General features: G+C 73.0%; 20 protein-coding genes. 7 read left to right on the top strand and 13 right to left on the bottom strand.

Going from position 1 to position 25,187, the window contains the following annotated elements; genetic code table 11:
* Positions 1–40 precede the first annotated feature (40 nt).
* The gene (locus tag KMS84_RS22785) at positions 41–412 is read left to right on the top strand and encodes a VOC family protein (RefSeq protein ID WP_256918276.1); all 372 of its coding nucleotides are present in this window, start codon (positions 41–43) and stop codon (positions 410–412) included.
* Between the two features lie 142 nt (positions 413–554).
* Positions 555–1,343, top strand: coding sequence for an isocitrate lyase/PEP mutase family protein (locus KMS84_RS22780; protein WP_256918275.1), 789 nt, complete (start codon positions 555–557; stop codon positions 1,341–1,343).
* A gap of 82 nt (positions 1,344–1,425) precedes the next feature.
* Here the strand turns inward: KMS84_RS22780 and KMS84_RS22775 are convergent, their stop codons facing one another.
* The 3 genes from KMS84_RS22775 to KMS84_RS22765 all read right to left on the bottom strand — a co-directional run bounded on the left by KMS84_RS22775 (position 1,426) and on the right by KMS84_RS22765 (position 4,301).
* Positions 1,426–2,022 (bottom strand): TetR/AcrR family transcriptional regulator, encoded by a 597-nt coding sequence (locus tag KMS84_RS22775; protein ID WP_256918274.1) that lies wholly within the window; start codon positions 2,020–2,022, stop codon positions 1,426–1,428.
* Between the two features lie 165 nt (positions 2,023–2,187).
* Complete coding sequence (locus tag KMS84_RS22770; protein ID WP_256918273.1) at positions 2,188–3,636, bottom strand: DHA2 family efflux MFS transporter permease subunit; 1,449 nt, start codon at positions 3,634–3,636, stop codon at positions 2,188–2,190.
* On the bottom strand, positions 3,633–4,301 hold the full coding sequence (locus KMS84_RS22765; RefSeq protein WP_256918272.1) for an NADPH-dependent FMN reductase: 669 nt from the start codon (positions 4,299–4,301) through the stop codon (positions 3,633–3,635). Before KMS84_RS22765 ends, KMS84_RS22770 begins: the two co-directional genes overlap by 4 nt.
* Before the next feature lie 136 nt (positions 4,302–4,437).
* Between KMS84_RS22765 and KMS84_RS22760 the strand changes: the two genes are divergently transcribed.
* A complete protein-coding gene (locus KMS84_RS22760; RefSeq protein WP_256918271.1) occupies positions 4,438–5,124 on the top strand; it encodes a TetR/AcrR family transcriptional regulator in 687 nt (228 codons plus the stop codon).
* Positions 5,125–5,325: 201 nt separating this feature from the next.
* Here KMS84_RS22760 and KMS84_RS22755 read toward each other — a convergent pair whose 3' ends face one another.
* From KMS84_RS22755 to KMS84_RS22715, 9 genes are all read right to left on the bottom strand, one after another.
* On the bottom strand, positions 5,326–6,126 hold the full coding sequence (locus KMS84_RS22755) for an ABC transporter permease (RefSeq protein WP_256918270.1): 801 nt from the start codon (positions 6,124–6,126) through the stop codon (positions 5,326–5,328).
* Positions 6,127–6,131: 5 nt separating this feature from the next.
* Positions 6,132–6,935, bottom strand: coding sequence for an ABC-2 family transporter protein (locus KMS84_RS22750; RefSeq protein WP_256918269.1), 804 nt, complete (start codon positions 6,933–6,935; stop codon positions 6,132–6,134).
* Positions 6,932–7,930, bottom strand: a complete 999-nt coding sequence (locus tag KMS84_RS22745) for an ABC transporter ATP-binding protein (protein ID WP_256918268.1) — start codon at positions 7,928–7,930, stop codon at positions 6,932–6,934. The genes KMS84_RS22750 and KMS84_RS22745 overlap by 4 nt, the downstream gene beginning before the upstream one ends.
* Positions 7,931–8,082: 152 nt before the next feature.
* Positions 8,083–10,992: a glycoside hydrolase family 2 TIM barrel-domain containing protein gene (locus tag KMS84_RS22740; protein ID WP_256918267.1), complete on the bottom strand. Its 2,910-nt coding sequence runs from the start codon at positions 10,990–10,992 to the stop codon at positions 8,083–8,085.
* Between the two features lie 12 nt (positions 10,993–11,004).
* Positions 11,005–11,904 carry a carbohydrate ABC transporter permease gene (locus KMS84_RS22735; protein ID WP_256918266.1) on the bottom strand — a complete coding sequence of 300 codons (900 nt, stop codon included), beginning with the start codon at positions 11,902–11,904 and terminating at the stop codon, positions 11,005–11,007.
* Entirely contained in the window at positions 11,901–12,866 is a 966-nt protein-coding gene (locus tag KMS84_RS22730) for a carbohydrate ABC transporter permease (protein ID WP_256918265.1), read from the bottom strand. The genes KMS84_RS22735 and KMS84_RS22730 overlap by 4 nt, the downstream gene beginning before the upstream one ends.
* 20 nt (positions 12,867–12,886) lie before the next feature.
* Positions 12,887–14,152, bottom strand: a complete 1,266-nt coding sequence (locus KMS84_RS22725; RefSeq protein WP_256918264.1) for an ABC transporter substrate-binding protein — start codon at positions 14,150–14,152, stop codon at positions 12,887–12,889.
* A 346-nt stretch (positions 14,153–14,498) separates the two neighbouring features.
* Positions 14,499–15,752 carry an ROK family protein gene (locus KMS84_RS22720; protein ID WP_256918263.1) on the bottom strand — a complete coding sequence of 418 codons (1,254 nt, stop codon included), beginning with the start codon at positions 15,750–15,752 and terminating at the stop codon, positions 14,499–14,501.
* A 151-nt stretch (positions 15,753–15,903) separates the two neighbouring features.
* A complete protein-coding gene (locus KMS84_RS22715; RefSeq protein ID WP_256918262.1) occupies positions 15,904–17,148 on the bottom strand; it encodes an FAD-binding protein in 1,245 nt (414 codons plus the stop codon).
* A gap of 151 nt (positions 17,149–17,299) precedes the next feature.
* Between KMS84_RS22715 and KMS84_RS22710 the strand changes: the two genes are divergently transcribed.
* Together KMS84_RS22710 and KMS84_RS22705 are read left to right on the top strand one after the other, a co-directional pair.
* Complete coding sequence (locus KMS84_RS22710) at positions 17,300–18,619, top strand: radical SAM protein (RefSeq protein WP_256918261.1); 1,320 nt, start codon at positions 17,300–17,302, stop codon at positions 18,617–18,619.
* 286 nt (positions 18,620–18,905) lie between these two features.
* A complete protein-coding gene (locus tag KMS84_RS22705) occupies positions 18,906–20,402 on the top strand; it encodes a cellulose-binding domain-containing protein (protein ID WP_256918260.1) in 1,497 nt (498 codons plus the stop codon).
* A gap of 55 nt (positions 20,403–20,457) precedes the next feature.
* On the opposite strand, the gene rox is transcribed toward KMS84_RS22705, so the two are convergent.
* Complete coding sequence (gene rox / locus KMS84_RS22700; RefSeq protein WP_256918284.1) at positions 20,458–21,915, bottom strand: rifampin monooxygenase; 1,458 nt, start codon at positions 21,913–21,915, stop codon at positions 20,458–20,460.
* Positions 21,916–22,389: 474 nt separating this feature from the next.
* On the opposite strand from rox, the gene rsgA reads away from it, so the two are divergent.
* Positions 22,390–23,577: a ribosome small subunit-dependent GTPase A gene (gene rsgA, locus KMS84_RS22695; protein WP_256918259.1), complete on the top strand. Its 1,188-nt coding sequence runs from the start codon at positions 22,390–22,392 to the stop codon at positions 23,575–23,577.
* Between the two features lie 176 nt (positions 23,578–23,753).
* Positions 23,754–25,139, top strand: coding sequence for a DNA-3-methyladenine glycosylase 2 family protein (locus KMS84_RS22690; RefSeq protein WP_256918258.1), 1,386 nt, complete (start codon positions 23,754–23,756; stop codon positions 25,137–25,139).
* The last annotated feature ends 48 nt before the right edge of the window (positions 25,140–25,187 follow it).

Genomic DNA, 25,187 nt, shown 5'->3' with positions numbered 1-25,187 from the left:
CTCCGTTGCGGCGTGTGAGCGCCTCCACCACACTCCACGCATGACATCCTCCCTCCGGCATGTGACGATCGGCTGTTCCGACGCCTACGCCCTCGGCCGTTTCTGGTCCGAGGTGCTCGGACGGCCGCTCCACGAGGACGACCGGCCGGGTGACGAGGAGGCGCTGATCGAGGACGCGGGTCTGCTCTTCGTCACGGTCCAGGAGGCCGGGAGCGGGAAGAACCGGATCCACTTCGACCTTCAGCCGCAGGACCGCACCCGCGAGGAGGAGGTCGAGCGCCTGCTCGCCCTCGGAGCCGTCCTCGTCGCCGACCGCCGCAGACCCGACGGCACGGGATGGGCGGTCCTGGCCGACCCGGAGGGCAACGAGTTCTGCGTGGAGCGCGGCGCGGCGGAACGGGCGGCCGGCTGAGACGACGGCGGTTCGGCACCCGGGCGCACCGCGGGGCGCGAGGCCGCGGGGCACGGGCGCGGGCCTGCGGGCAGCGGGCGGCGGGCGGCGGGCGGGGACGGTTCGGCGTCCGCCGAACGGACACGCGGCTACCGTGAGCCGCATGCGTGCACCCGCTGCGACCACCCCCTTTTCCGCGCTTCACCACGCCGACGTCCCGCTCCTGCTGCCCACCGCCTGGGACCACGCCTCCGCGGTGGCCATGGCGCGGCAGGGCTTCCCGGCGATCGGGACGACGAGCCTCGCCGTCGCCGCGGCGGCGGGACTCCCGGACGGGGCCGCCGCGACACGGGAGCGGACGAGGGAACTGGCGCGGATCCTCGGTTCGCAGCCCTTTCTGCTGTCGGTCGACGCCGAGAACGGCTTCAGCGAAGACCCCGACGAGGTGGGGGAGTTCGCGCGCCGGCTGGCGGCCGTGGGCGTGGCCGGCGTCAACCTCGAGGACGGCATGGGAGCGGCCGACCTGCACGCCGCGAAGATCGCGGCCGTCAAGGCCGCCGCACCCGGTCTCTTCGTCAACGCGCGCACCGACACGCACTGGCTCGGCGACCACGACGAGGCCGAGACGCTGTCCCGGCTCGACGCCTATCAACAGGCGGGCGCCGACGGTGTGTTCGTCCCCGGGCTGGCCGACGAGCGGCGGATCGCCCGGCTCGTCGCCCGGCTCGACGTCCCGCTCAACATCCTGTACGCGCCGACCGGCCCCACCGTCGCCCGTCTCGCCGACCTGGGCGTGCGCCGCGTCAGCCTGGGCTCGCTGCTGTACCGGCGGGCCCTGGGCGCGGTGCTGGAGACGCTGGACGAGATCAGGGAGGGACGACCGGTGAGCGGCCGTACGCCGACGTACGCGCAGACACTGAAGCTCGGCGCCCCCGCGCCGGGGGATCGCTGAGGCGGCGTCCCCGGCGCACACCGCTCACCCTGCGCCCGGCCGTTGCCGGGCCGTCGGTCACCCGTCGGTCGTCACCGGTCGGTCATCCGTCGGGTTCGTTCTCCCGTGGCCAGTGGGTGAGAGCCGTGTGCAGGGCGTCGACGGCCTTGTCCCACGAGCGCCGCACGTCCCTGGGCGCGCCGAACGCGCCGTTCGCCTCCAGCAGGCAGTAGCCGTGGAACGTGCTGCGCAGCAGACGGACGGCGTCGGTGAGGTCGGGTTCGTCGAGGCCGTAGCCACGGAGCATGCCGTAGGTGATCTCGCCGGTCCGGCGCAGGGCCGGGGAGCTGGCGGTCAGTTCCCGGTCGAGTTCCTGATCGATGCGGATCTGGGTGGCCGCGTACCGGCCCGGGTGTCGCAGGGCGTACTCGCGGTAGGCGCCCGCGAAGGCGGCCAGCGCGTCCTTGCCGGCCAGTCCGACGACGTCCGCGGCGATACGGTCGATCATCTCGGCGCCGACGAACAGCGCCAACCGGGTGCGGAGTTCCCGCAGGCTCCCGACGTGGGAATACAGGCTCGCGTCCTTGACTCCGAAGCGGCGTGCGAGCGCCGAGACGCTGACGTGGTCGAATCCGGCCTCGTCGGCCAGTTCGGCGGCGGCCTCGACGAGGCGGTCGGTGGTCAGGCCGACTCGTGGCATGGGGACCGCCTTGTGTGCGGGGACCGGCAGGGTTCAGCCAGGATCCTAGAGGCCCGGGGAAGCCCGGACGGGTGGAAGGCCGGACGGGCGCGAGGCCGGGCCGACGGCGGGCCGGACCGGCGGGGGGCCGGACCGGCGGGAGGGGCGCCGGTCCGGGGACGCGCTTCAGCGCCGGCGTCGCGGCAGCCCCGTCGCCGGGATCAGCGCCAGTGCCAGCAGGCCCGCCGCCACCAGGTAGGCGATGCGGAAGCCCGCGGGATCGAGCCCGGCCGAGCCCAGCACCACGGAGACGAGCGCGGTGCCCACCGCCGCGCCCGTCTGGGAGTTGATGGTCAGCGCGGTGCTCGCCGCGGCGAGCCGTTCTGGGGGCAGGTCGCGTGTGGCGGTGGCCATCGTCGGCATCAGCACCATGCCGGAGCCGATGCCCATCACCACCGTCGCGCAGACCGGCCGCCATGCCGGGACGCCCTCCGCGCCGATCTGGAGCCCGGTGAGGGCCATGCCGAGGGCTCCCACGGCGATGCCGGCCCGGATCAGCGCCCGCGGCGACGTCCTGTCGATCCGGCGTGCGGCGATCTGCATGGTGGCGCCGACCGCGAGCCCGACCGGGACGCCGAGCAGTCCGGTCGCCGTCGCGCTCCAGCCGCGCACCTGCTGCCAGTAGACCGGGCCCAGGAGCATCGAGCCGAAGTAGCCGCAGGTGAACAGGGCGAGCGTGCCGATGCCCACGGCGAACGTCCGGTCCCCCAGAAGACGCAGGTCCAGGAGCGGCTCACGCGCCGTCAGGGCGCGGCGGGCGAAACCGGCGACCAGGGCCGCGCCCGCCAGCGCCGGCACGAGCGCGCCCGGCTCGGCGAGGTCGCCCCGCTCGCCGCCGCGCGCCAGGCCGAACAGCAGGAGCGCGAGTCCGGGGGAGAGCATCAGCAGGCCGGGAACGTCCAGTCCGGGGGCGGGGCGGGCGCCCCGGGGCGCGTCCGGCCGCAGCAGCCTCGCGGCGAGGACCAGGGCCAGGGCGCCCACCGGCAGGTTGACGAGGAAGACCCACCGCCACGACGCGGCGTCGATCAGCCAGCCGCCCAGGACCGGTCCGGCCACCGGCCCCACCAGGACCGGCAGCCCCAGCAGGGCCATCGTGCGGCCGAGCCGTTCCCGGTCCGCCGCGGTCATGGCCATGGCCATGCCGACCGGCATCAGCAGCCCGCCGCCGAGTCCCTGCAACGCCCGGAAGGCGATGAGGCTGCCGATGTCCCAGGCGCAGGCGGCGAGCAGCGACCCGGCGGTGAACAGCGTGAGCGCGCTCAGGTAGGTGCGCTTGGCGCCGAAGCGGGCCATGGCCCAGGCGGTGGTCGGCACGGCCGCCGCGAGCGCCAGCGTGTAGGCGGTCGCCGTCCACTGCACGGTCTCCAGCGGGGAGTCGAACGCGGTGGTCAGGCTGCGCAGGGCGACGTTCACGATCGTGATGTCGAGGACCGACATCACCGAACCCGTGATCACTACGGCGAGGACGCCGCCCAGTGCGGTGGAGGCGCCGGAGCCGGCGGGCTCCGGGGCCGGGCCGGCGGGGTCCGCGGACGGCCCGGTGACGCGGCCGGAGGTCACCGTGTCCTTCCTCATCCCTGGTAGGGGCGGACCGCGCGGGCTTCCCTCAGCGTCTTTCCCCACCAGCGGAGTTGGCCGAGCATCCCCTTGGCCGCGCCGGTGCAGACGGCGGCGTCGCGCGGTGCGCCGTCCTCCCCGAGGCCCGACCAGGGGCCGTGCAGGCTCACGGCGTCCCGCACGGTCACGGCGTGCAACTCGGCGAAGACCTGGCGCAGTTGCTCCACCGCCCGCACCCCGCCCGCCAGTCCGCCGTAGGAGACGAAGCCGACCGGTTTGGCCTGCCACTGCGGGTGGTGCCAGTCGATGAGGTTCTTCAGCGCGGCCGGGAAGCTGTGGTTGTACTCGGGTGTGACGACGACGAAGGCGTCCGCGGCGGCCAGTCGCGGCGAGACGTCCGCGAGCGCCTCCACCGCCTCCGGGCTCGGCGTCCCGCCCCAGCCGGGCATGGCGAGCGGCAGGTCGACGTCCGCGAGGTCGACGACGTCGAGGGTGAGGCCGTCCTGGGCGCCGGCGAGGCCGAGGAACCAGTCGGCGACGGCCCGGCCCTGACGGCCTTCGCGGACGCTGCCGACGATGACGGCCACGCGCAGCGGAGCGTCGTCCCCGCCGCTCGTCGCGACGGTCCCGGCGGCGGCGGACGGGTCGGTGGACGGATCGGCGGGCGTGTCGGTGGTGGACATGGCTGTTCCCCCTGTTCTGCGGGCTCCCCCGGCGGGGAGCGGCGGCCGCGCGGCGCGGCCTCGCCTTCGGTAAACTACAACGAGCGCTGTAAAAAGTGCAACGCTCGTTGTAATTTTCGCCGTGAGGAGTCCGGGAGTGGGCAGCACCAACGAGAGCTGGGTGGAGGAGGCGCGACGCACGGTCTCCCCCCGCAAGCTGGAGAAACAGATGGCGATGGCGGGCGCGGCGTGCGCGGTGTTCGGGCGCGAGGGCTACGCGCGCGCCTCCGTCGACGCGCTCGCCGCGGAGGCCGGCGTGTCGACGCGCACGCTCTACAACCACTTCCCCGGGGGGAAGGCGCAGCTCTTCGGTGCCGTCGTCACCTGGACCTCGGGCGAGGTGAAGGACGCCCAACTCGCCCGGCTGCACGCCGTGCTGGATCCCGAGCGGCCGCCCCGCGCACAGGACCTCGAGCGGGACCTGATCGCCCTGGCCCGTGCCTTCCTCGGCCTCATGGCGGACTACCCCCACCACTTCGCCCTGGTGCGCCACATCCACGCCGAGGCCGACCACGTCCCCCGGGACGTGCTCGACGCGTGGCGGGACGCGGGGCCGGGACCGGTCGGCCGGGCCCTGGCCGAGGCGATGCAGGGCCTGGCCGACGCCGGGCTGCTCGACGTGCACGGCGACGCCGACCTCGCGGCGACGCACTTCACGGCGCTCGTCTCCGCCACGATCGTCCAGCAGTCCCACTACGGGGTGCTGCCCCTGCCGAAGGACGAGACCGAGCGCCTGATGAAGGGCGGCGTCGCCGCGTTCCTGCGCGCGTACCGCGCCCACTGACCCGGCCGCCCCGGTGTCCGGCGGCGGCCCGGTCCGGACGGAGTCGACGACGCCGGGACCGGGGCCGCGCCCCGGCCGGAGGCGGTCGCGCGGCGGCGGCCACCGCCGTCGCCGCCGCGGTGGACGACGAAGCGGGCGGTGGGCGCCGTGCGGACCGTGCCGCGAGGCGGGAGACCGCCGTGGCGACGGACGGCGCGGACGTCAGCCGCCCACCCCGGTGTAGTGCCCGAGGCTCCACCCCCACAGCAGCCGCGAGCCGGCGTACGCCAGCAGCCCCAGCAGCGGGGAGACCGCCGCCAGCCAGTAGGGGACGCTCGTGTCATGGCCGTGGCCGGTCAGGACGGCGGCCGGGAGGTACGCCACGAACGCGAGGGGCAGGCCGTACGTCAGCAGGCCGCCCACCGCCCTGGGCAGGACGTTGAGCGGATAGCTGCCGAACGTGCCGAGCAGCTCCTCCAGCCAGCGGCCCCAGTAGTCGGCGGCCGGGAAGCGCAGGGCCGCGCAGGCCAGCGCCGTGAACAGGGCGGCCTCCAGGAGCATGCCGCCCAGGACGGCCGCGACCAGGTAGGCGGTCCGGCCCGCCGTCCAGTCGAGATCGCTGCGGCGGAGCGCGCCCGCCATCAGCCCCGCCGCCACCGTCAGGTCGCCGATGGCGTTGGTGGGGAACACCCGCAGCTGGACCTGTAGATGCACCGGCATGGGCCGTATCAGGCAGACGTCGATCCGTCCTTCCTGGATGTAGTGGCCGATGCCGTGCACACGTCCGAGGAAGAGGACGAACAGACCGTGGGCGAGCATCCGGGTGGCCGGAATGAGCAGCACGTCCGAGCTGTCCCAGCCGCCCATCCCGCTGAACCGGGTCAGCAGCACGGTGGCGAAGACGATCACCGAGACCTGCCAGACCGCGCCGATCGCGATCATCATCAGGAACTCGGAGCGGTACTCCAGCTGGGCGCGGAAGTTGAGCCGGGTGATGCGCCAGGCGAGGCGTGCGGCTTTCAAGGGCGTCAGCCTCCCTGCGAGATGACCTGCCGGGCGGCGAGACGCCACACCAGCCGGGTGAACACGGCCAGCGTCACCAGCCACGCGGCCTGCACCAGCAGGGCGGGACCGGCGTCCGACAGCGCGACGCGGCCCACGTAGAGCGACAGCGGCACGCTCAGCGTGGCCTGGAACGGCAGGAATCCGCTGAGCGTGACGAACCAGTCCGGGAAGAACCACAGCGGCGCGTACACCCCGGCCAGCAGGTTCTGCGCGAAGAGGAGGATGAGCAGCGCGGCGTCGTTGCGGAGCGTGAAGAAGCACAACTGGTCGATGGCCAGCATGACGTAGTACAGGACCCACTGGCCGAGCAGCAGGCTCAGCGCGAACACCCCCGCCGCCGCGGCCGACGCGGGCGGCCGCACCACCCCGGAGGCGAGGCAGACGGCGTATCCCGTCACCGCCCAGGCGAGCCCGTACAGTTGCTCGCCGAGCGCCCGCAGGGCGTAGTAGCGCTGCGGCGACAAGGGGCGCAGGTACCAGTAGACGATGGTGCCGAAATGCAGGTGCTGGATGACGGTGTCCCGGGCCGTGTACTGATCCAGCTCCCGCAGCCGGGAGGCGAGCACGGCCAGGACGGCGTAGGTGACCGCCTGGTCGCGGCTCAGACCGGCGGTGGGGCCCGAGTGCGCGTACAGGCCGCTCCACAGGGACGCCACCAGCACGACCTGCACGACCAGCCGCAGCAGGGCCGCGGTCATGCGGGGCGGGGCGAGCAGTTCGCCGAGCGGCGTCACCCGGGCGACGCGCCAGGCGTACAGGGCCGTCACGGCGTGTCCCCGGCCTGTGCGTACGCGGCCCGCATGACGTCCTCCAGCTCGGCCTCGTCGAGGGCTATGTCCGTCACCTCGTACCGTTCGACGACCGACTTCAGCGCCTGGTGCACGGTCGGCGCGCCGGGACCCCGGGGGCCGAACACCACCCGGGAGCCCTCGCGTCGCAGCACGGCGATGCCCGGCAGGTCCACCGGCTCGGCCTGCGGGTCGGCGAGGGTGACCCGCACCTGCCACGTCGAGCCGAAGGTGCGGCGGATCTCGTCGAGCGTGCCGTCCAGCACCACCCGGCCGTGGTTGACCAGCACCACGCGTTCGGCCAGCCGCTCGACCTCGGTCATGTCGTGGGTCGTCAACAGGACGGTCCGCCCGCGCTGTTCGACCTGGTGGCGCAGGAACTCGCGGACCTGTTCCTTCACCACCACGTCCATGCCGATCGTCGGTTCGTCGAGGAAGACCACGGGCGGGTCGTGCAGCAGGGCCGCCGCCAGGTCGCAGCGCACGCGCTGGCCGAGCGAGAGGTGGCGCACCCGGGTGTCCCAGAAGGCGGACAGCTCGAGCAGGGCGTCGAACTCGGCCAGCCGGGCGCGGTGTTCGGCTGACGGGACGTCGTAGATGTCACGCAGGATCGAGAACGACTCGCGCACCGGGAGGTCCCACCACAACTGGGTGCGCTGGCCGAACACGGCCCCGATGTTGCGGGCGTTGCGCTCCCTCTCGCGGTACGGGACCACGCCCGCGACGCGCGCCTCGCCGGAGGTGGGGGTCAGGATGCCGGTCAGCATCTTGATCGTGGTGGACTTGCCGGCGCCGTTCGGGCCGAGCAGCGCGAGGAGCTCCCCGGGGGCGACGTCGAAGGTGACGTCGCGGACGGCGTGCCGGGCGACCCGCTCCGGGTCGAGAAGGGAGCGCAGGCCTCCGACGAGGCCGGGCCGGCGGACGGTGGTGTGAAAGGTGCGGGACAGGCCGCGCACCTGGATGCTGCCGATCACTCGTTCCACCTCCGGTGATGCGCGGCCGGCCGGCGGGGGAGCCGGCCGGCCGCGGGAGACGAGGTCATCGTGTCTGCGCGTCGATCACATGGTCGATCGCTCCTTCGGTTCGGGCCGGTCGGTCGGCCGCCGGCCGGTCGGGTCCCGGCCGGTCAGGCCGTGGGGGTGAAGACGAACGAGAACCGCGCGGGCGCCGCGTTCAGGAAGTGCCGGGGCAGCGGGCCCGGGCCGCAGGACTGGGAGCCGAGCCCGTGCTGGCCGTGGTCGAGGTTGACCCACACCGTCCCGCCCGGGGCCAGGTCGCTGCGGTGGGCGGCGGCGTCGAGCTGCTCGGTCGTCCAGCGTCGCGCGGTGAACCAGAAGGCCGGGTCGCCGTCGATGCGCAGTCCGCCGAGCTCCGCCCAGCGGACGTCGGCCCGGGCGCCGTTCTCCTGGGGGCGGACGTACGGCGTCTGAAGGGCGTCGACGGTCGACTGCCAGCGGCCGAGGGCGGCCGCCGACCTGCTGTCCGGATACGCCTCGCCGGGGCCGCCGCCGAACCAGGTCACCCGGTCCGCGTCGGGCAGTCCGAAGCGGACGCCGAGGCGGGGGAGCGGCACCGTCCAGTCGCCCTCGGGGGTCACGGAGACGGTCAGCCGCACGCGGTCGCCGTCCGACGTCCACCGGTAGACCGTCGACAGACCCAGCTCCCAGCCGGCCGGGGCCACCCGGGTGCGCACCGTCAGCGCGTCGTCGCCGGCTTCGACCGCGTCCAGCCGGTGCCGCATCCGGTGCAGGCCGAGCTTGCGCCACAGCGGCCCGTGGCGGACGTCCGACTGCCAGGACGCGCCGTCGTCGTTGTCGGTGGTCGCCCGCCACACGTCCAGGCGCAGACCGGTCACCGCCACCGCGCCGAGGGCGCGCAGCTCGCCCGTGCGGACGTCGAAGGAGGCGGGGCCCACGGTGACAAGCCGTTCCCCGACGGCCGGCGCCACCGCCGGACCGAGGGACGACGGCGTGCGCGGCGCGACCGCCGCCTGGCCCCAGGCGACCACGTGCCCCGCGCGCGCCCAGGCGGTGTCCCCGGCCAGCACGGCCCGGACGGTCCATCCGGTCTCCGCGCCCGCCGGGGCGCCCGCCGGCGGCTCCGGCAGGGCGACGTCGGCCGACTCGCCCGCCGCGAGCGGCGGCACGGCGAGCGACCCGGACGCGACGGTCTCGCCGTCCGCCTCGAAGGCCCAGGTGAAGGCGAGTGCCGAGAGGTCGGCGAAGTCGTGCTTGTTGGTGACGCGCACCGTGCCCTCGCCGACGGCCTCCAGGGCGACGGGCTCGATCACCTTCTTGAACTCGACGAGTCCGGGGGAAGGGGTGCGGTCGGGGAAGACCAGGCCGTCGCAGACGAAGTTCCCGTCGTGCAGTTCCTCGCCGAAGTCGCCGCCGTAGGCGTAGCCCAGCCGCGGGTGCCTGATCCCGTGGTCGATCCACTCCCAGACGAAGGCGCCCTGGAGCCGGTCGTGGGCCTCGAAGATCCGCTGGTAGTCGGCCAGTCCGCCGGGTCCGTTGCCCATGGCGTGCGCGTACTCGCACAGGATGAAGGGGAGTCGGCGGCGGCCGAGGGCGCCGCCGTCCAGCCCCTGGCCGATCCGCTCGACCTCCTCGTGAGAGGCGTACATCCGCGAGTAGACGTCCGTGTCACGGCAGGTGACGTCGCCCTCGTAGTGCACGAGGCGCGAGGAGTCGCGGGCGCGGATCCACTCGGCCATGGCGGTGAGTCCGCGTCCGGTGCCGGCCTCGTTGCCGAGGGACCAGACCACGACCGACGGGTGGTTCTTGTCCCGTTCGACCATGCGGGCCGCGCGGTCGAGCAGGGCGGGGGTCCAGCGGTCGTCGTCGACGGGGTTGTCCCGCCAGTCCTGCTCGACGAAGCCGTGGGTCTCCAGGTCGCACTCGTCGATCACCCACAGCCCGTACTCGTCGCACAGGTCGAGGAACGCCGGGTGCGGCGGGTAGTGCGAGGTGCGCACCGCGTTGACGTTGTGCCGCTTCATCAGCAGCACGTCCTCGCGCATGGTCTCCACGTCGAGGGCGCGGCCCGTCTCGGGGTGCCATTCGTGCCGGTTGACGCCCTTGAAGAGCACCGGGCGGCCGTTGACCTTGATCAGGCCGTCGGCCAGCTCGACGGTGCGGAACCCGATGCGCAGGGGCACGCGCTCGCCCGGCGTCACCAGAACGCCGTCGTAGAGCGTGGGCGTCTCCGCCGTCCACGGGCGCACCGCCGCCGTGACCGCCCGGCCGGTCGCGACATCGATGTCCAGGGCGGGCACGACGACCCGCCCCTCGACGTCGGAGTCCACGCACAGCCGGCCCTCGCCCGTGACATGGTCGTAGGAGGCGTGCACGAAGAAGTCGCCGACGCCGTCCGCCGGACGGTGCAGCAGCGTCACGTCACGGAAGATGCCCGGCAGCCACCACTGGTCCTGGTCCTCCAGGTACGAGCCCGCCGACCACTGGTGGACCCGGACGGCGAGGACGTTGCCGCGCGGCCGCAGCAGATGGCCGACCGCGAACTCGTGCGCCAGCCGCGACCCCTTGAACTCGCCGACGTCCGTGCCGTTCAGCCACACCCGCGCGCAGGACTCGACGCCGTCGAAGCGCAGGACGACGTCGCCCTCGCGGGCGTCGGGCCATCCCTCGGGCAGGTCGAAGACCCGCAGGTGGTCGCCGGTCGGGTTCTCCGTCGGGACCCGGGGCGGGTCGACGGGGAAGGGATAGAGGTGGTTGGTGTAGACGGGGGAGCCGAAGGCGCCCTCCCCTTGCAGCACCCAGTGGCCGGGGACCGTGACCTCGGCCCAGTCCCCGGCGTCGTACCCCTCCCCGGCGAACGCGTCGTCCTCGGCGTCGGCCGTCGCCGACAGGCGCAGTCGCCAGCGCCCGTTCAGCGAGAAGGACTTCGCGTCCGAGTCCGCGTACCAGGCGCGGGGCGCGAGAGCCCCGGAGCCGGGCGAGACGTCCTCGACGTAGTCGGCGGGCGGGGGTCCCCCCGCTCGTGCGGAAGCGGGAGAGGGGGAGGGGCGCGAGGACATCGGTCTCCTAGGTCAGCCCTTGATGCCGGTCTGTGCGATCCCCTGGACCAGCCAGCGCTGGAGGAAGAGGAACACGAACACCAGGGGCAGGATGGAAAAGGCGGTCGCCATGAAGATCAGGTGGAAGATGACGGTCTGGTTGGTCATGTAGTTGGAGAGCGCGACCTGGACGGTCCACGAACCCGGGTCCTGGCCGATGACCAGCGGCCACAGGAAGGAGTTCCAGCCGTTGATGAACGTGATGGTCGCCATCGCCGCGAAGAAGTTCAGCGAGTTGGGCACCACGATGCGCCAGTACGCGCCCCAGTAGCCCAGTCCGTCCACCCGCGCCGCCTCCTCCAGTTCCCTGGGGAACCCGAGGAAGTACTGCCGGAAGAGGAAGCACGTGAAACCGCTGAACAGTCCCGGGACGATCAGACCACGGTAGGTGTCCACCCAGCCGAGCGACGACACCAGGACGAAGCTCGGGACGAAGGTGACCGCCGTCGGCACCATCAGGGTGCCCAGGACGGCGTAGAAGACCTTGTTGGCGTGCCGGTAGGGGATGCGGGCGAGGCCGTAGCCGGCGAGCGAGCACACCAGGAGGACGCCGACGGTGTGCAGGGTGGCCACGACCGCGGAGTTCCACAGGGACTGCGCGAAGGGCACCGTCTCGTCCGTGAAGAGTTCTCTGACGTTGCCCCACTGGAGGTCGGTGGGGAAGAACTTCCAGTTCTCCCCGGTGATCTCGGCGTCGGTGGAGAGGGCGTTGCGGACCAGCAGGTAGAACGGGACGAGGAAGAAGAACGCGGCGCTCCCGGTGGCGATGTACAGCCCGGTGGAGCTCATCACGCCGCCGCCGCGCCTGCCGCGGCGGACCTTGCCGGACGAGGGGGGCGCGGGTTCGCGCACCTCGGGCAGTGTGGTGGTCACTTGGACTCCTCCCCCCTTCCGAAGCCCAGGAACTTGCCCTGGAGCAGGGTCACCGCGCAGATCAGCACGGTCAGGATCACCGCGCCCGCGCTGCCGGCGCCGTAGTCCTGGCTCTCACCGAGGGCCTTGTAGTACAGCTCGACCAGGGGCGGCCGGCCCCAGGTCGTCTTCGACAGGAGGTTGAAGAACTCGTCGAAGGCCTGGTAGGCGGCGATGAGCAGCAGCAGGATGACCGCGGTGGACGTGGCGCGCAGCTGGGGCAGGGTGATGTGGCGGAAGGTCTGCCAGCCCGGCTTGGCGCCGTCGATGGCGGCCGCCTCGTACAGCTCGCCCGGGATGTTCTGCAACGCGGCCAGGAACAGGATCATGTAGAAGCCGGACTGAAGCCACAGCCGGGCTGAGACGATGACGAGCCAGTACCAGGGCGGGTTGGGATCGACCAGCCAGGCGATGTTGTCGACCCCGAACCAGCCGAGGACCGTGTTCATCATGCCGAAGCGGACCCCGCTGAAGATGGACATCTTCCAGATCAGCGAGGCGGCCACGTAGCTGCACGCGGTCGGCAGGAAGAAGACCGAGCGGAAGAAGGCCCGCATGAAGCGCAGCCGGTTCACCAGCAGGGCCAGGCCCAGCGAGACCGCCCAGGTGGTGGGCACGATGAACGCGGCGAAGACGGTGAAGGTGACGAGCGAGCCGACGAAGTCGTCGTTCGTCAGCATGTACGTGTAGTTCTCGAAGCCGACGAACTTGTCGGGCGTGACGGTGAAGCGGGCTTCGAAGAAGCTGAGCCAGATGCTCCACAGGATCGGCGCGTAGACGAAGATCGCCAGACCGATGAGGAACGGCCCGGTGAAGAGCCAGAAGTTGAGGGTGGGGCTGCCCCGCAGCGCCCGCCGCGGCCCGGCCGGGGAGGCCTTGGCCGGGGCGGGGTGCGCGCGGTCGCGCGCCTCGGTCGTCGACATGACGCAGTCCGTCCCGCGGCCTATCCGAACAGCTTCTTGAGTTCGCGGTTGACGGCCGCGTCCGCCTTGTCCAGCGCGGCCTCCGGGTCCATGTCCTTGCGCACGGCGTTGGCGAAGACGTCCTCGAGCGAGGTGATCATGGCCTGGGTCCAGCCGATGTTGTCGAAGTGCCCGAACTCGTTGAACAGCTTGACGCCCTCGGCGGCGTTGCCCGACTTGAGCTTGGTGGCGGTCTGCGCGATCGAGGTGCGCGGCGGGATGTGGAAGCCGAAGGAGGTGGCCCACTCCTCCTGGTACTTCTTCTGGTCGATCCACAGCCACTTGACGTACTCCTTGGCCGCGTCCACGTCCTTGCCCTTGGCGTTGACGAACATCGACCAGCCGCCGTTGTAGACCGACTGCTTGCCGGAGTCGACGGTCTTGGGGAAGGGGAAGACGCCCCAGTCGTCGCCGAGCGCCTTCTGGATGGCCGGCATCGCCCACATGCCGCAGAACTGGATGGCGCACAGGCCCTGGATGAACGAGGCGGGGTCCCAGGACGCGGTCGGCGCGCCGAGCAGCAGGTGGCCGCTGGTGAACAGCTTGCGCATCTTCTTGATGCCCTCGACGACGCCCGGGGTGTGGTAGGCGATCTGGTTCTTCTCGTCGAGGGTGTCGGCGCCCGCGGACCAGATCATCGGGCTGATGACGCTGTGCAGGTCGTCGCCCATGTACAGGCCCTTGACCTTGCCGGTGGTGAGCTTGGCCGCGGCCTCCATCAGCTCGTCGAGCGTGGTCGGGACCTGGACCTTGGCCTTCTCCAGCATCGACTTGCGGTAGAAGAAGAACTGCGGGTCGTCGATCATGCGGACGCCGTATATCTTGCCGTCGACCGTGTGCGACTTGATGTCGGCCGGGTTGAAGTCGCTCTTGACCGGTTCGATGATGTCGGTCAGGTCCGCCACCTGGCCGCTCTTGATCATCTGGATCTGCGGGTGGAACTCGAACAGGTCCGGCGCGTTCTTGGTGAGCAACGTGGCGAAGAGCTTGCTCTCGAAGTCGGCGCTGGTGATCCACTGGGTGGTCACGTTCGCCTTGTCGTAGGCCTTCGCGTACTTCCTGATCGCCTGCTCGGTGCCCTGCTCGCCGTACGCGTGGAAGAACTGCGTCAGGTCGACGCCCGAGCCCGACCCTCCGCCCCTGCCGTTGTTGCTGCCGCAGGCGGCGAGCGTGCCGGCCGCGGCCATGCCCGCCGCGGCCCGGAAGAGGGAGCGGCGGGACCAGTTGCTGTTGCTCATTGCCGACATGATGACGTCCTTGTCTCGAGTACGGCTGCGCTCGGCGGCTTCGGCGCCGGATGCCCTCACATGGCGCCGCGGAGCGGGACGTTAACCTTCGGCTAAGGCTTCGGCAAGGGGTTGGACGAAGTCTGTTCGAAGCGTTGCGATCCGTTCGGTATGGCGAACGGGCGGACTCCGGGAGCGTGTTGACGCAGGAGCGGTGCGGTGCGCCGACGGGGCGCGGGAAGGGAGGTGAGGGCCGCCGGTGTCAGGGGCCGGCGGCCCTCGGTCCAAGGGGGCGACCCCCGGGCGCGCTACCGCCCGGGGAGCGCCCTGCCGGCGTCGACGAGGCGCCGCGCACGGCTGCTCCCGCTCATCCGGCCGACGCCGTGCGGCTGCGTCCTCCCGCGGCGGCGGTGCGTCTGACGTTGCGCTGGCCGACCGACTGGAGCGCGCCTTCGAGAGCGAACGTCGCCGCGCCCAGACAGGCCGGATCGGTCGGGATCGGGCTGATGACGATCCGGTTGGCCGCCAGCGGCCGCTTCAGGGCGTGCCGCGCCACCGCCTCGCGCACCTCCTTCACCAGGGGCTCGCCGAGCCGGGCCGCGACCCAGCTGCTCAGCACGACCACCTCGGGATTGAGCACGTTGATGAGGTTGGCGATGCCCGCCCCGAGATACCGCGCGGTCTCGCGGACGACCCGGACGGCCGACGGCTCGTCCGCGGCGACCGCGACCGCCAGCGCGTCGATGGTGGCCGTCTGGTCGTCGGGATGCAACAGCGGGCTGTCCGGGAAGAGTTCACCGAGATTCTGCATGATGCCGGGCGCGCCGACGTAGGTCTCCACGCAGCCGCGGTTGCCGCAACGGCAGGGCCGGCCGTCCAGGACGAGGGTGGTGTGCCCCCACTCGCCCGCGCTGTTGCTCACCCCCCGGTGCAGTTCGCCGCCGAGCACCAGACCGGCGCCGACGCCGGTGCCGAGGTTGACCACCACGGCGTCCCCGTGCCCGCGGGCCGCCCCGAACCACAGCTCGGCGACCGCGCCGGCCCGCAGCGGATTGTCCAGGTAGAGCGGATAGGCGATGTGTTCCGCGAGGAGGTCGAGCAACGGCACGTCGTGCCAGTCCCAGTTGGCGGCGTACTCGGAGACGCCCGTCGCGCGGTCCACCTGGCCGGGCACGCTCACCCCGACGCCGAGCACCCGGGCGGCCTCCACCCCGGCCTGGGCGACGACCGAGCCGGCGGCCGCGGCGACGAGGCTCACCACCTGCTGCGGGCGGCTCTCGCCGGGCCGCATGTTCTCCTCGGCGCGCGCCAGCACGTTCAGCGCGAGATCGAACAGCTCCACATGGACGTACGTCTCCGCGATGTCCACGCCGATCAACGCGCCCCCCGACGCGTTGACGGCCACGAGTCCCCGGGGGCGGCCGCCCGCCGAGTCCTCGAACCCGACTTCCGTGATCATGCGGAGGTCGAGCAGCTCGCCGACGAGGGTGGCGACCGTGGCGAGCGAGAGTCCGGTCGTGGCCGCGAGCTCCTGCCGGGAGGTGGGCGACGCGGCGATGATCTGGCGCAGCACCTCGTAGCGGTTCGCGGTGCGGATGTCCCGTGACGTGCCGCGCTTCATGGAATGTGCCCCCTCATCCCTTCCGTCCCTTCGCGTGCCGGGCGGGCCGGCGCCGCGACGGCTCCGGCGCCGCGCCAGGCTATGGCGTGCCACCCGGTTCGACAAGGGGTTAGGAAAGGGGCTTTATAAAGTCGCGCGGGCCGGTCGGACGTCAGCCGCCCAGAACGTCGCGCACGAAGGCGTTGCTGAACTTGCCGGCCGGATCCAGCACCCGCGCGAGCGCCGTGAAGTCGTCGATCCGGGGGTATCGGCCGCGCACCGCGTGGGCGGGCAGCTCGAAGACCTTGCCCCAGTGGGGACGCGGCTCGAAGGGCTCCAGCGCCGCTTCCACGGCCCGCACCACCGGCAGCACCGCCGCCGTGTCCTCGATCCACGTGAAGTGCAGCGCCACCGTGTCCCGGCCGTAGGAGGGGCTCAGCCACTGCTCGTCGGCCGCCACCGTGCGCACCTCGCAGATCTGAAGCGCGGGGGCGACCGTCCGGCGGATCCCGTCGATCGCCCGCAGCGCCCGCAGGGCGTGCGGACGCGGCAGCAGGTACTCGCTCTGCAATTCGTTGCCGCTGCTCGGGGTGAACTCCGCCCTGAAGTGCGGCAGCCTCTCGTGCCACGGTCCGGGCGCCCCCAGCTGCGCGGTGCAGTTCACGGCCGGCATGCCCGGCACCGGATGCAGCGCCTCCACGGCGGGCTCGGCCCACGGGAACGCGGCGAGCGGCTCGTCCGTGCGCCGCTTCACCCACACCTGCCGGAACCCCGGCGCGCCCCAGTCCGTGAACAGGCTGACGCTGTACGCCGCGCCCGCGACCGTCTCGAAGTCGAGCCCCTCCAGCGGGAGTTCGGTGAACAGGTGCTGCTCCACCTCGTAGGCGGGCTCCAGGTCGAGGGTGAGCGCGGTGACGACGCCGAGGGCGCCCAGCGAGGTGACGGCGCCCTCGAACCGCCGCTCGCCCCGTCCGACGACCACCGTGGAGCCGTCGGCGGTGACGATCTCCACCTCCCGCACCGAGGCGGCCAGCGGACCGTTGGCCACCCCGGACCCGTGGGTGCCGGTCGCCACCGACCCGGCGACCGAGATGTGCGGCAGGGAGGCCATGTTCGCGAGGGCGAGGCCCCGCTCGTGCACCCGGCGCGCCAGCTCGGCGTACCGGACGCCGCCGCCGACCCGTACCGTGCGGGCCGCCGTGTCGACGTCGATCGCGCCGCTCAGGCCGTCCAGCGACACCAGCACCCCGTCGGCGCCCGGCTCGGCGATCTCGTTGAAGGAGTGCCCGCTGCCGAGCACCCGGACCCGGGCGCTCCCCGCGACCAGCGTGCGCAGCTCGTCCAGGGAGCGCGGGCGGCGCACCTCCCCGGCGCTGAAGACGATGTTGCCGGCCCAGTTGGTCACGGTCTGCGTCATGCGGCTGCTCGCCCCTTCCGAGGAGTCCGGGAACCCTCGGTTCCCCGGTGGAACCTACCCTGCCCGCAACACGAGGCCCCCCGCCCCCACCCTCGCGCCGGCAGGGGCATACCGTGAGGAGTCGTACGCCTGAGCCGGGAGGAGAGATCGGATGGGCAGCCGTACCGCGCTGGTCGAGGATCTGATGGAGCGGTTTCCGCACGTGCCGCGGGAGGCCGTCTTCAAGGAGGACCTGCTGCGCGGGGGTGTGGCCTTCGACGCCTCCGCCCTCAGCGACAACGAGTCGGGGGAGGTCAAGCCGAAGTCGTACTTCATCTTCTCCTTCGACCACGGCACCCTGCCCGAGCTCGGCGAGGCCGCCCTGCGGCGCCCGCCGGAGGAGATCATCCTCACCGGAGGCCCCTACGACCTGCGGCGCACGGTCGTCTCGGTCCGGGTGAACCCCGCCTCCCCGTACCGCGTCGCCGCCGACGACGAGGGCGTGCTCGGCCTGTACCTCGACGGCAGGCGCATCGCCGACGTCGGCGTCCCGCCCATGCCCGAGTACTACCGGCACAAGCTCTCCAACGGGAAGTCCGTCATGGAGGTCGCCCCCACCATCCAGTGGGGTTACCTGATCTACCTGACCGTGTTCCGGGTGTGCCAGTACTTCGGCGCCAAGGAGGAGTGCCAGTACTGCGACATCAACCACAACTGGCGCCAGCACAAGGCGGCGGGACGGCCGTACACCGGGGTCAAGGACGTCGAGGAGGTCCTCGAGGCCCTGGAGATCATCGACCGCTACGACACCGCGAAGGCGTCCACCGCCTACACCCTCACCGGCGGCGCGATCACCAAGACCGTCTCCGGGCGCGACGAGGCCGACTTCTACGGCCACTACGCCAAGGCCATCGAGGAGCGCTTCCCGGGCCGCTGGATCGGCAAGGTCGTCGCCCAGGCGCTGCCCCGCGACGACGTGCAGCGCTTCAAGGACTACGGGGTGCAGATCTACCACCCCAACTACGAGGTGTGGGACGAGTACCTGTTCAAGATGTACTGCCCGGGCAAGGAGCGGTACGTCGGCCGGGACGAGTGGCACAAGAGGATCCTCGACTCGGCGGAGGTGTTCGGCGCGCGCAACGTGATCCCCAACTTCGTCGCGGGCGTCGAGATGGCCGAGCCCTTCGGGTTCAAGACGGTCGACGAGGCGATCGCGTCCACCACCGAGGGCCTGCGGTTCTTCATGTCGCACGGCATCACGCCCCGCTTCACCACCTGGTGCCCCGAGCCGACGACCCCGCTCGGCAAGGCCAACCCGAACGGCGCGCCGCTGGAGTACCACATCCGTCTGCTCCAGGCCTACCGCCGGACCATGGAGGACTTCGGCCTCTCCTCGCCCCCCGGCTACGGCCCGCCCGGACCCGGCCGCGCCGTGTTCTCGGTCAGCTCCTTCATGGACAGCCTTCCGGCGCAGGACGAAGCGACCGTATAGTCCGGCGCGACCGCCCCGAACGGCCCGCCGCGACAGGTGTTTTGCGACTGGTCCGGAAAAAGGCGCGCAGGCGTTGAGCAGCAGGCGGCCCGCGTCCGTACAACAGGGCGCGGGCGGCGGGCGCGGGCGCCTCCCGCCGTCCTGTCCTGCTGTCCGGACATGACATCTGAACAGGGCGCTTGTCAGTTGTGCGGGAAACGTGAAAAGCTCTGCCCCTGCCGCGAGGTTCCCCCCAACTCCATTGCCGTCATGGTGAGTTGACCTTGCTTGTGGATGCAGGAGACCCATGCCCGACCTGCCGACCCCGAAGGACGCCGCCGAGGCCGCGCTGTTCTCCGAGTGCTGGGACGCCGTCCTGTCGTACGCGGACCTGTGCACGTCCGGCTCGACCGCGGCGAACCAGCTGGCCCGAGAAGCGTTCGCGCTGGGCATACGCGAGGCCCGCGCCGCCGAGGACGGCATCATGCGCGGCGCCGGCCGGCGTTCGTCCCGGCTGCCCCGGATCCCCCTGCTGCTGACCGCCGTGCGCACCACGGCGGCCGTCTGGGAGACCCAGGGGCAGGGCCACAAACTCGACCCCGACCTGCGCCTGTGGCTGAACTCGGGGAAGGCCGCACGCTACGTCGGTCCGCCGCTGAGCCGCCCCATCGCCCTGCGCGGTCTGCGCGACATGCAGGAACCGGACGCCGCCCTGCTGTGGCTGGCGGAGGTCGAGGCGCTGCCGCTGCACGCCGTCGTCCGCCGCCAGGGCCTGGACCCGGCCGCGGCCGTGGAGGAGCTCAACGAGGTCCGCGGCCTGTTCCGCGACCGCTGCCACCGCAACCATCTCGACACGCCGATGGACGCGGAGTGCCGCAGCTACGTCCGGCTGCTCGACGCCGTCACCCGCTCGCCCGCCGCCGACACCCCGCCCGACCTCTCCCGGCACCTCGCCACCTGCGTGGAGTGCGCGGAAGCCGCGGCCTGTCTGCGGCTGCACGGGGGCGGGCTGCCCGCGGCCCTCGCCCAGGGCGTCATCGGCTGGGGCGGCCTCGCCTACCTGGAGCGCCGCCGGCGCGCCGCCGAGGTGCGCCTCGGCCCCGCACGCCCCGACACCGCGGACCCGGAGGGCGCGGCCGCGCGAGCCGCCGCGAGCCGGGCGCGCGTCCGGCGCAACGCCCTGCTCACCGCCGCCGTCCTCGTCTCCGGACTGGCGCTCGCCGTCTCGATGATGCCGGGCGACAGCGGAGGCGACACCCTTGCAAGGAGCGGCCCCACGGACAGCAGCCCGGTGGCCGGGCCGCGCTCCACACCGCCGTCCGCGTCCTCGTCGGCGGCCTCCGCCGCGCCGTCCTCGTCCGGCCCCGCGCCGTCCGCGAACACCACGCCGTCGGCCGACGGCGCCGGCTCCGGCGCCGCGAGCAAGCCCGACCCCGAGCCCCAGGGGACCTCCTCGGCCACCGCGGGCGCCGGGGGGAGCCGGCCCGAGGCGGCCTGCGAGGTCCGGTACGACCTGGTCAACCAGTGGCCGGACGGATTCCAGGCCACCGTCACCGTCACCACCGCCCAGGCGCTCGACTCGTGGCGCGTGGCCTGGTCCTTCCGCGACGGCCAGCGGGTGGACCAGATGTGGGACGCGAGCCTCGCCCAGAGCGGCTCCCGTGTCACCGCGACCGCCGCCGACTACAACCGGACCGTCTCCGCGAACGGCACGCTCACCTTCGGGTTCCTCGCCTCCTGGCAGAAGAAGAACTCGGCGCCCTACGCGTTCACCCTCAACGGGAAGACCTGCACCGCCTCCTGAGCGACGTCCGGCCGTCGCGGCGATCCGCGCGGCGGCCGTCGTCCAGCCGTCGCCGTCACCCGGGCCGTCGTCCGCTCCCGGAGCGGGCGGCGGCCGCGCCGAACCACTTCTCCAGCCCGCCGGTCAGCCCCCGCCGGTCCTCGCCGACCCACACGACGTGGCCGTCCGGCCGCAACAGGACCGCGGGAACGTCCGGTTCCCCGGCCTCACCGACCACGTGGTCCACCCGGTCCGCCCAGCCCCGCGCCGACAGCCGGCCGGTCCGGTCGAGCAGCACACCACGACCGGCGTGCATCAGCGGGTAGAGGCGGCGCCCGCCCCCCAGGGACACGTCGCGCAGCCGGCGGCCGAGCAGTTCGTGGCCCTCGCCGAGGTCGTAGCGGACGTCGACCGCGGTGATCATCCCGGTCACGTACCGGTTCACCTCCTCGAAGTCCATCAGCGTGGACAGCAGCTCCCGCAGCGCCGCCGCACCCGGGTCGCTCCCCAACAGCGTGATCTGCGCCCGGGTGTTGGCGAGGACACGGGCGCCCACCGGATGCCGCTCCTCGTGATAGGTGTCCAACAGCCCCGCCGGCGCCCAGCCGTTCACCTCGGCGGCCAGCTTCCAGCCGAGGTTGAACGCGTCCTGCACACCGAGGTTGAGTCCCTGCCCGCCGGTCGGCGGGTGGACGTGCGCCGCGTCGCCCGCGAGCAGCACGCGGCCCACCCGGTAGCGCTCGGCCTGCCGGGCGGCGTCGCCGAACCGGGAGAGCCGGCGCGGGGAGCGGACACCGAAGTCGGTCGCCGCCACGGCCCGCAGCCGGGTCCGGAACTCCTCCAGGGTCGGCGTGGCCGCACGGTCCTCGCGCACCCCGTCGGCGGGCACGACCACGCGGTACGTCCCGCCCCCGAGCGGGAAGAGCCCGAACCGCTGCTCGGTCCGGCGCACCTCGGCGACGACGGCCGCGATCGTCGCCGGGTCCTCGGTGGCCTCCATCTCGCCCAGCAGCGTCTCGACCGTGGCCGGCGTGCCGGGGAAGCCCACGCCCAGCAGCCTGCGCACCGTGCTGCGACCGCCGTCGCAGCCCACGAGATACCGCGAGCGCAGGCGGGCGCCGTCCGCCAGCTCTACGCCCACGCCGGCCTCGTCCTGTTCCAGCCCCACGACCTCGCGGCCGCGGCGGATGCCCGCGCCGAGTTCCCTGGCCCGTTCACCGAGCAGCCGCTCGGTCTCCGGCTGGGGGACGGCGAGGCCGTAGGGGTGCGCCGTGTCCAGCCCCTGCGGCCACGGCTTGGTGATGCCCCCGAAGTGGCCGCCCGCCGAGAACGTCCCGGCGACCGCCAGGAACCGCTCCAGCAGACCGCGTTGGTCCATGATCTCGACGCTGCGCACGTGCAGGCCCTGGCCGCGGGACTCGCCGCTCGGCTCGGCCAGCTTCTCCAGGACGACCGTCCGCACCCCGGCCAGCCGCAGTTCGGCCGCCAGCATCAAGCCGGTCGGCCCACCGCCGACCACGACGACGTCGATCATCGCCACCCCGTTTCCGTGAGACCTGCCCCGGCCGGGAATTCTCGGTGCGGAAGGGGGCCTTGTGGCAAGCCCCCCAGTGCGCTATACGTTGAGAGTGGCAAGGAGAGCGTGACCTCCTTGCCCTTCCTTTTGCCGCCGTCCCGCCCGCCGTCCGCCCCTCGCCGTCGGGCGCCCCCACGGCGGCCGCCCGACGGAAAATCAGTGGCGACCGGCCCGCGACGTCCCTACTCTGGGGGAACCTGAGCGGGGCCGGGCCGGCCGCCGCCGTGACGCGGGCAAGGAACAGGGGGTGTGACCGATGACTGTCACCACCAAGGGCGCTGTGCGCAGCGACCGGACGTTCGTTCACACCACCACCGCGGTCTCCGGCTGACCGAATTCCCCGCTCCGTATCCTTTTCCTCCTTCCCGCACGGGAACGACTTCCCGTGCGGAAGCGGAGCGCTGCCGAGGCCGCCCCTGTGAAGGGTCTCCCTTGCATTCCTCCTCTTCCCCGCTTTCCTCACCCTCCTCGTCTTCTTCGCTTTCTTCCGCCTCCCCGGTTTCTCCGGTTTCCCCGGTTTCCGCGCACCCTCTCGCCGCCTACGGCTGGGACGAGGGCTGGGACGCCGCGTTCGCCCCGCTCTCCGGGCGGAACCTGCTGCCCGGCCGTGTCGTGCGCGTCGACCGGGGTCTGTGCGACGTCGTGACGGCGACCGGCGTCGTTCGCGCGGACACCGAGTTCGTCGTGCCCCGCGATCCGATGAAGGTCGTCTGCACGGGGGACTGGGTCGCCGTCGACCCCGAGGGCGGCGATCCGCGCTATGTGCGCACCCTCCTCCCGCGCCGGACCGCCTTCGTGCGCTCCACCTCCTCCAAGCGCTCGGAGGGGCAGATCCTCGCCGCGAACGTCGACCACGCCGTCGTCGCGATGTCGCTGGCCGTCGAACTCGACCTCGGCCGGGTCGAGCGCTTCCTTGCCCTGGCCTGGGAGTCCGGCGCCCAGCCCGTCGTCGTGCTCACCAAAGCCGACCTGGTGCCCGACCCGGTCGCGTTGTCCTACCTGGTCGACGACGTCGTCGCCAGCGCGCCCGGCGTCCCCGTCCTGACCGTCTGCGCCCGGGACGGCGAGGGCGTCGGGGAACTGGCGGAGCTGATCGGGCGGGGCACCTGCGTGCTGCTCGGCGCGTCCGGTGCGGGCAAGTCCACCCTCGCCAACGCCCTCGTCGGCGAGGACGTGATGGACGTCCGGGCCACCCGCGACATGGACGGCAAGGGACGCCACACCACCACGACCCGCAACCTGCTTCCGCTGCCCGGCGGCGGCGTCCTCATCGACACGCCCGGACTGCGCGGCGTCGGCCTCTGGGACGCCGGCGGAGGCGTCGGCCAGGTGTTCTCGGAGATCGAGGAGTTCGCCCGCGACTGCCGGTTCCAGGACTGCGCGCACGACGCCGAGCCGGGGTGCGCCGTGCGCGCGGCCGTCGACGACGGCGCGCTGCCGCTGCGCAGGCTGGAGAGCTACCGCAAGCTCGTCCGGGAGAACGAGTGGATCGTCGCCAAGTCCGACGCGCGCATGCGCGCCGGGGTCCGGCAGGGCTGGAAGCGCAGGCAGGCCGAGGGCCGCGCGGCCGGAGAGGCGAAGCGGGGCCGGGGGCCGTGGCGGCCCGCACCGCCTCGCTGACGGGCGGCCCTCGGCGCGGACGACGGCTCCGGGGCGGACCGTGTCCACGACGTCCACCAAGACCACGACTCCCGCGGCGTCACCGGTGCGGCCGGTGACGCCGGCGGGGCCGGTGTCGGGGACGTCACGTCCGATTTCCGCCAGCAGGGCGGTCGCCGCGGGCTGAGACTGGACCCATGACGGACCAGGACACCCGCTACGAAGCGGTCCGCAGCCGGGACGCCCGGTTCGACGGCGCGTTCTTCTTCGCCGTCGCGACCACCGGCATCTACTGCCGGCCGAGCTGCCCGGCCGTGACGCCGAAACGGCACAACGTGCGGTTCTTCGCGACGGCCGCCGCCGCGCAGGGCGCGGGGTTCCGGGCCTGCCGGCGGTGCCGTCCCGACGCCGTGCCCGGGTCGGCGGACTGGAACGCGCGCGCCGACGTCGTCGGCCGGGCCATGCGTCTGATCGGCGACGGGATCGTCGACCGGGAAGGGGTCGCCGGACTCGCCGACCGGCTCGGCTACAGCGCCCGTCAGGTGCAGCGGCAGCTCACCGCCGAGCTCGGCGCGGGACCGGTCGCGCTCGCCAGGGCACAGCGCGCGCACACCGCGCGGGTGCTGTTGCAGACGACCGGACTGCCGGTCACCGAGATCGCCTTCGCGTCCGGCTTCGCCAGCGTGCGCCAGTTCAACGACACCGTCCGCGCCGTGTACGCGACGACCCCGAGCGGGCTGCGGGCCGCCGTCCGCGCGCAGCGCCGTACCGCCACGCCCGCCGCCGGCATCCCGCTGCGCCTCGCGCACCGGGGCCCCTACCACGCACAGACCGTGTTCGACCTGCTGCAACGCGAGGCCGTGGCCGGGGTGGAGGAGGTGAGCGGGCCGCCGGGCCGGCGCACCTACCGCCGTACGCTGCGGCTGCCGTACGGCACCGGGATCGTCGCGGTCGACGAGCGGGCGGGCAACCAGGACCGCGCCTGCGCGGTCCATCCCGGCGGCTGGCTCGACGCCCGGCTGCACCTCACCGACCCCCGCGACCTCACCACCGCGGTCCAGCGCCTGCGGCGGCTCTTCGACCTCGACGCCGACCCGTACGCCGTCGACGAGCGGCTCGGCGCCGATCCGCGGCTCGCACCGCTCGTCGACGCCCGTCCCGGGCTGCGCGCGCCGGGGGCGGCCGACCCGGAGGAACACGCGGTGCGGGCGCTCGTCGGGCGGGCCCGGGCGGAGCGGCTCGTGCGCGCCTACGGCAAGGCCCTGGACGCCCCGTGCGGGACCCTCACCCATCTCTTCCCCGAGCCGGCCGTGCTGGCGCAGTCCGAGCCCGACGGCCCGCTGGGCGCCCTGGCCGCCGCCCTCGCCGACGGCGCCGTACGGCTGGACCCGGGCGCCGACCGGGACGACGCCCAGGCCGCGCTGCTGGCGCTGCCCGGCCTGGACGAGCGGACGGTCGCGGCGATCCGCGCCCGGTCCCTCGGCGACCCCGACGTCGCGCCGCCCGGCGCGGACGTCCCCGACACCTGGCGCCCCTGGCGCACCTACGCCCTGCACCATCTGCGCGCCGCGGAGGAACGATGACCGACCTGACCCGGCCGACCCACCCGACCGGACCGGTCGGGTGGGTCG

The sequence above is a fragment of the Streptomyces hilarionis genome, assembly GCF_024539675.1.
Lineage (GTDB): Bacteria > Actinomycetota > Actinomycetes > Streptomycetales > Streptomycetaceae > Streptomyces > Streptomyces hilarionis.
This window is presented reverse-complemented; position numbering and strand designations above follow the sequence as displayed.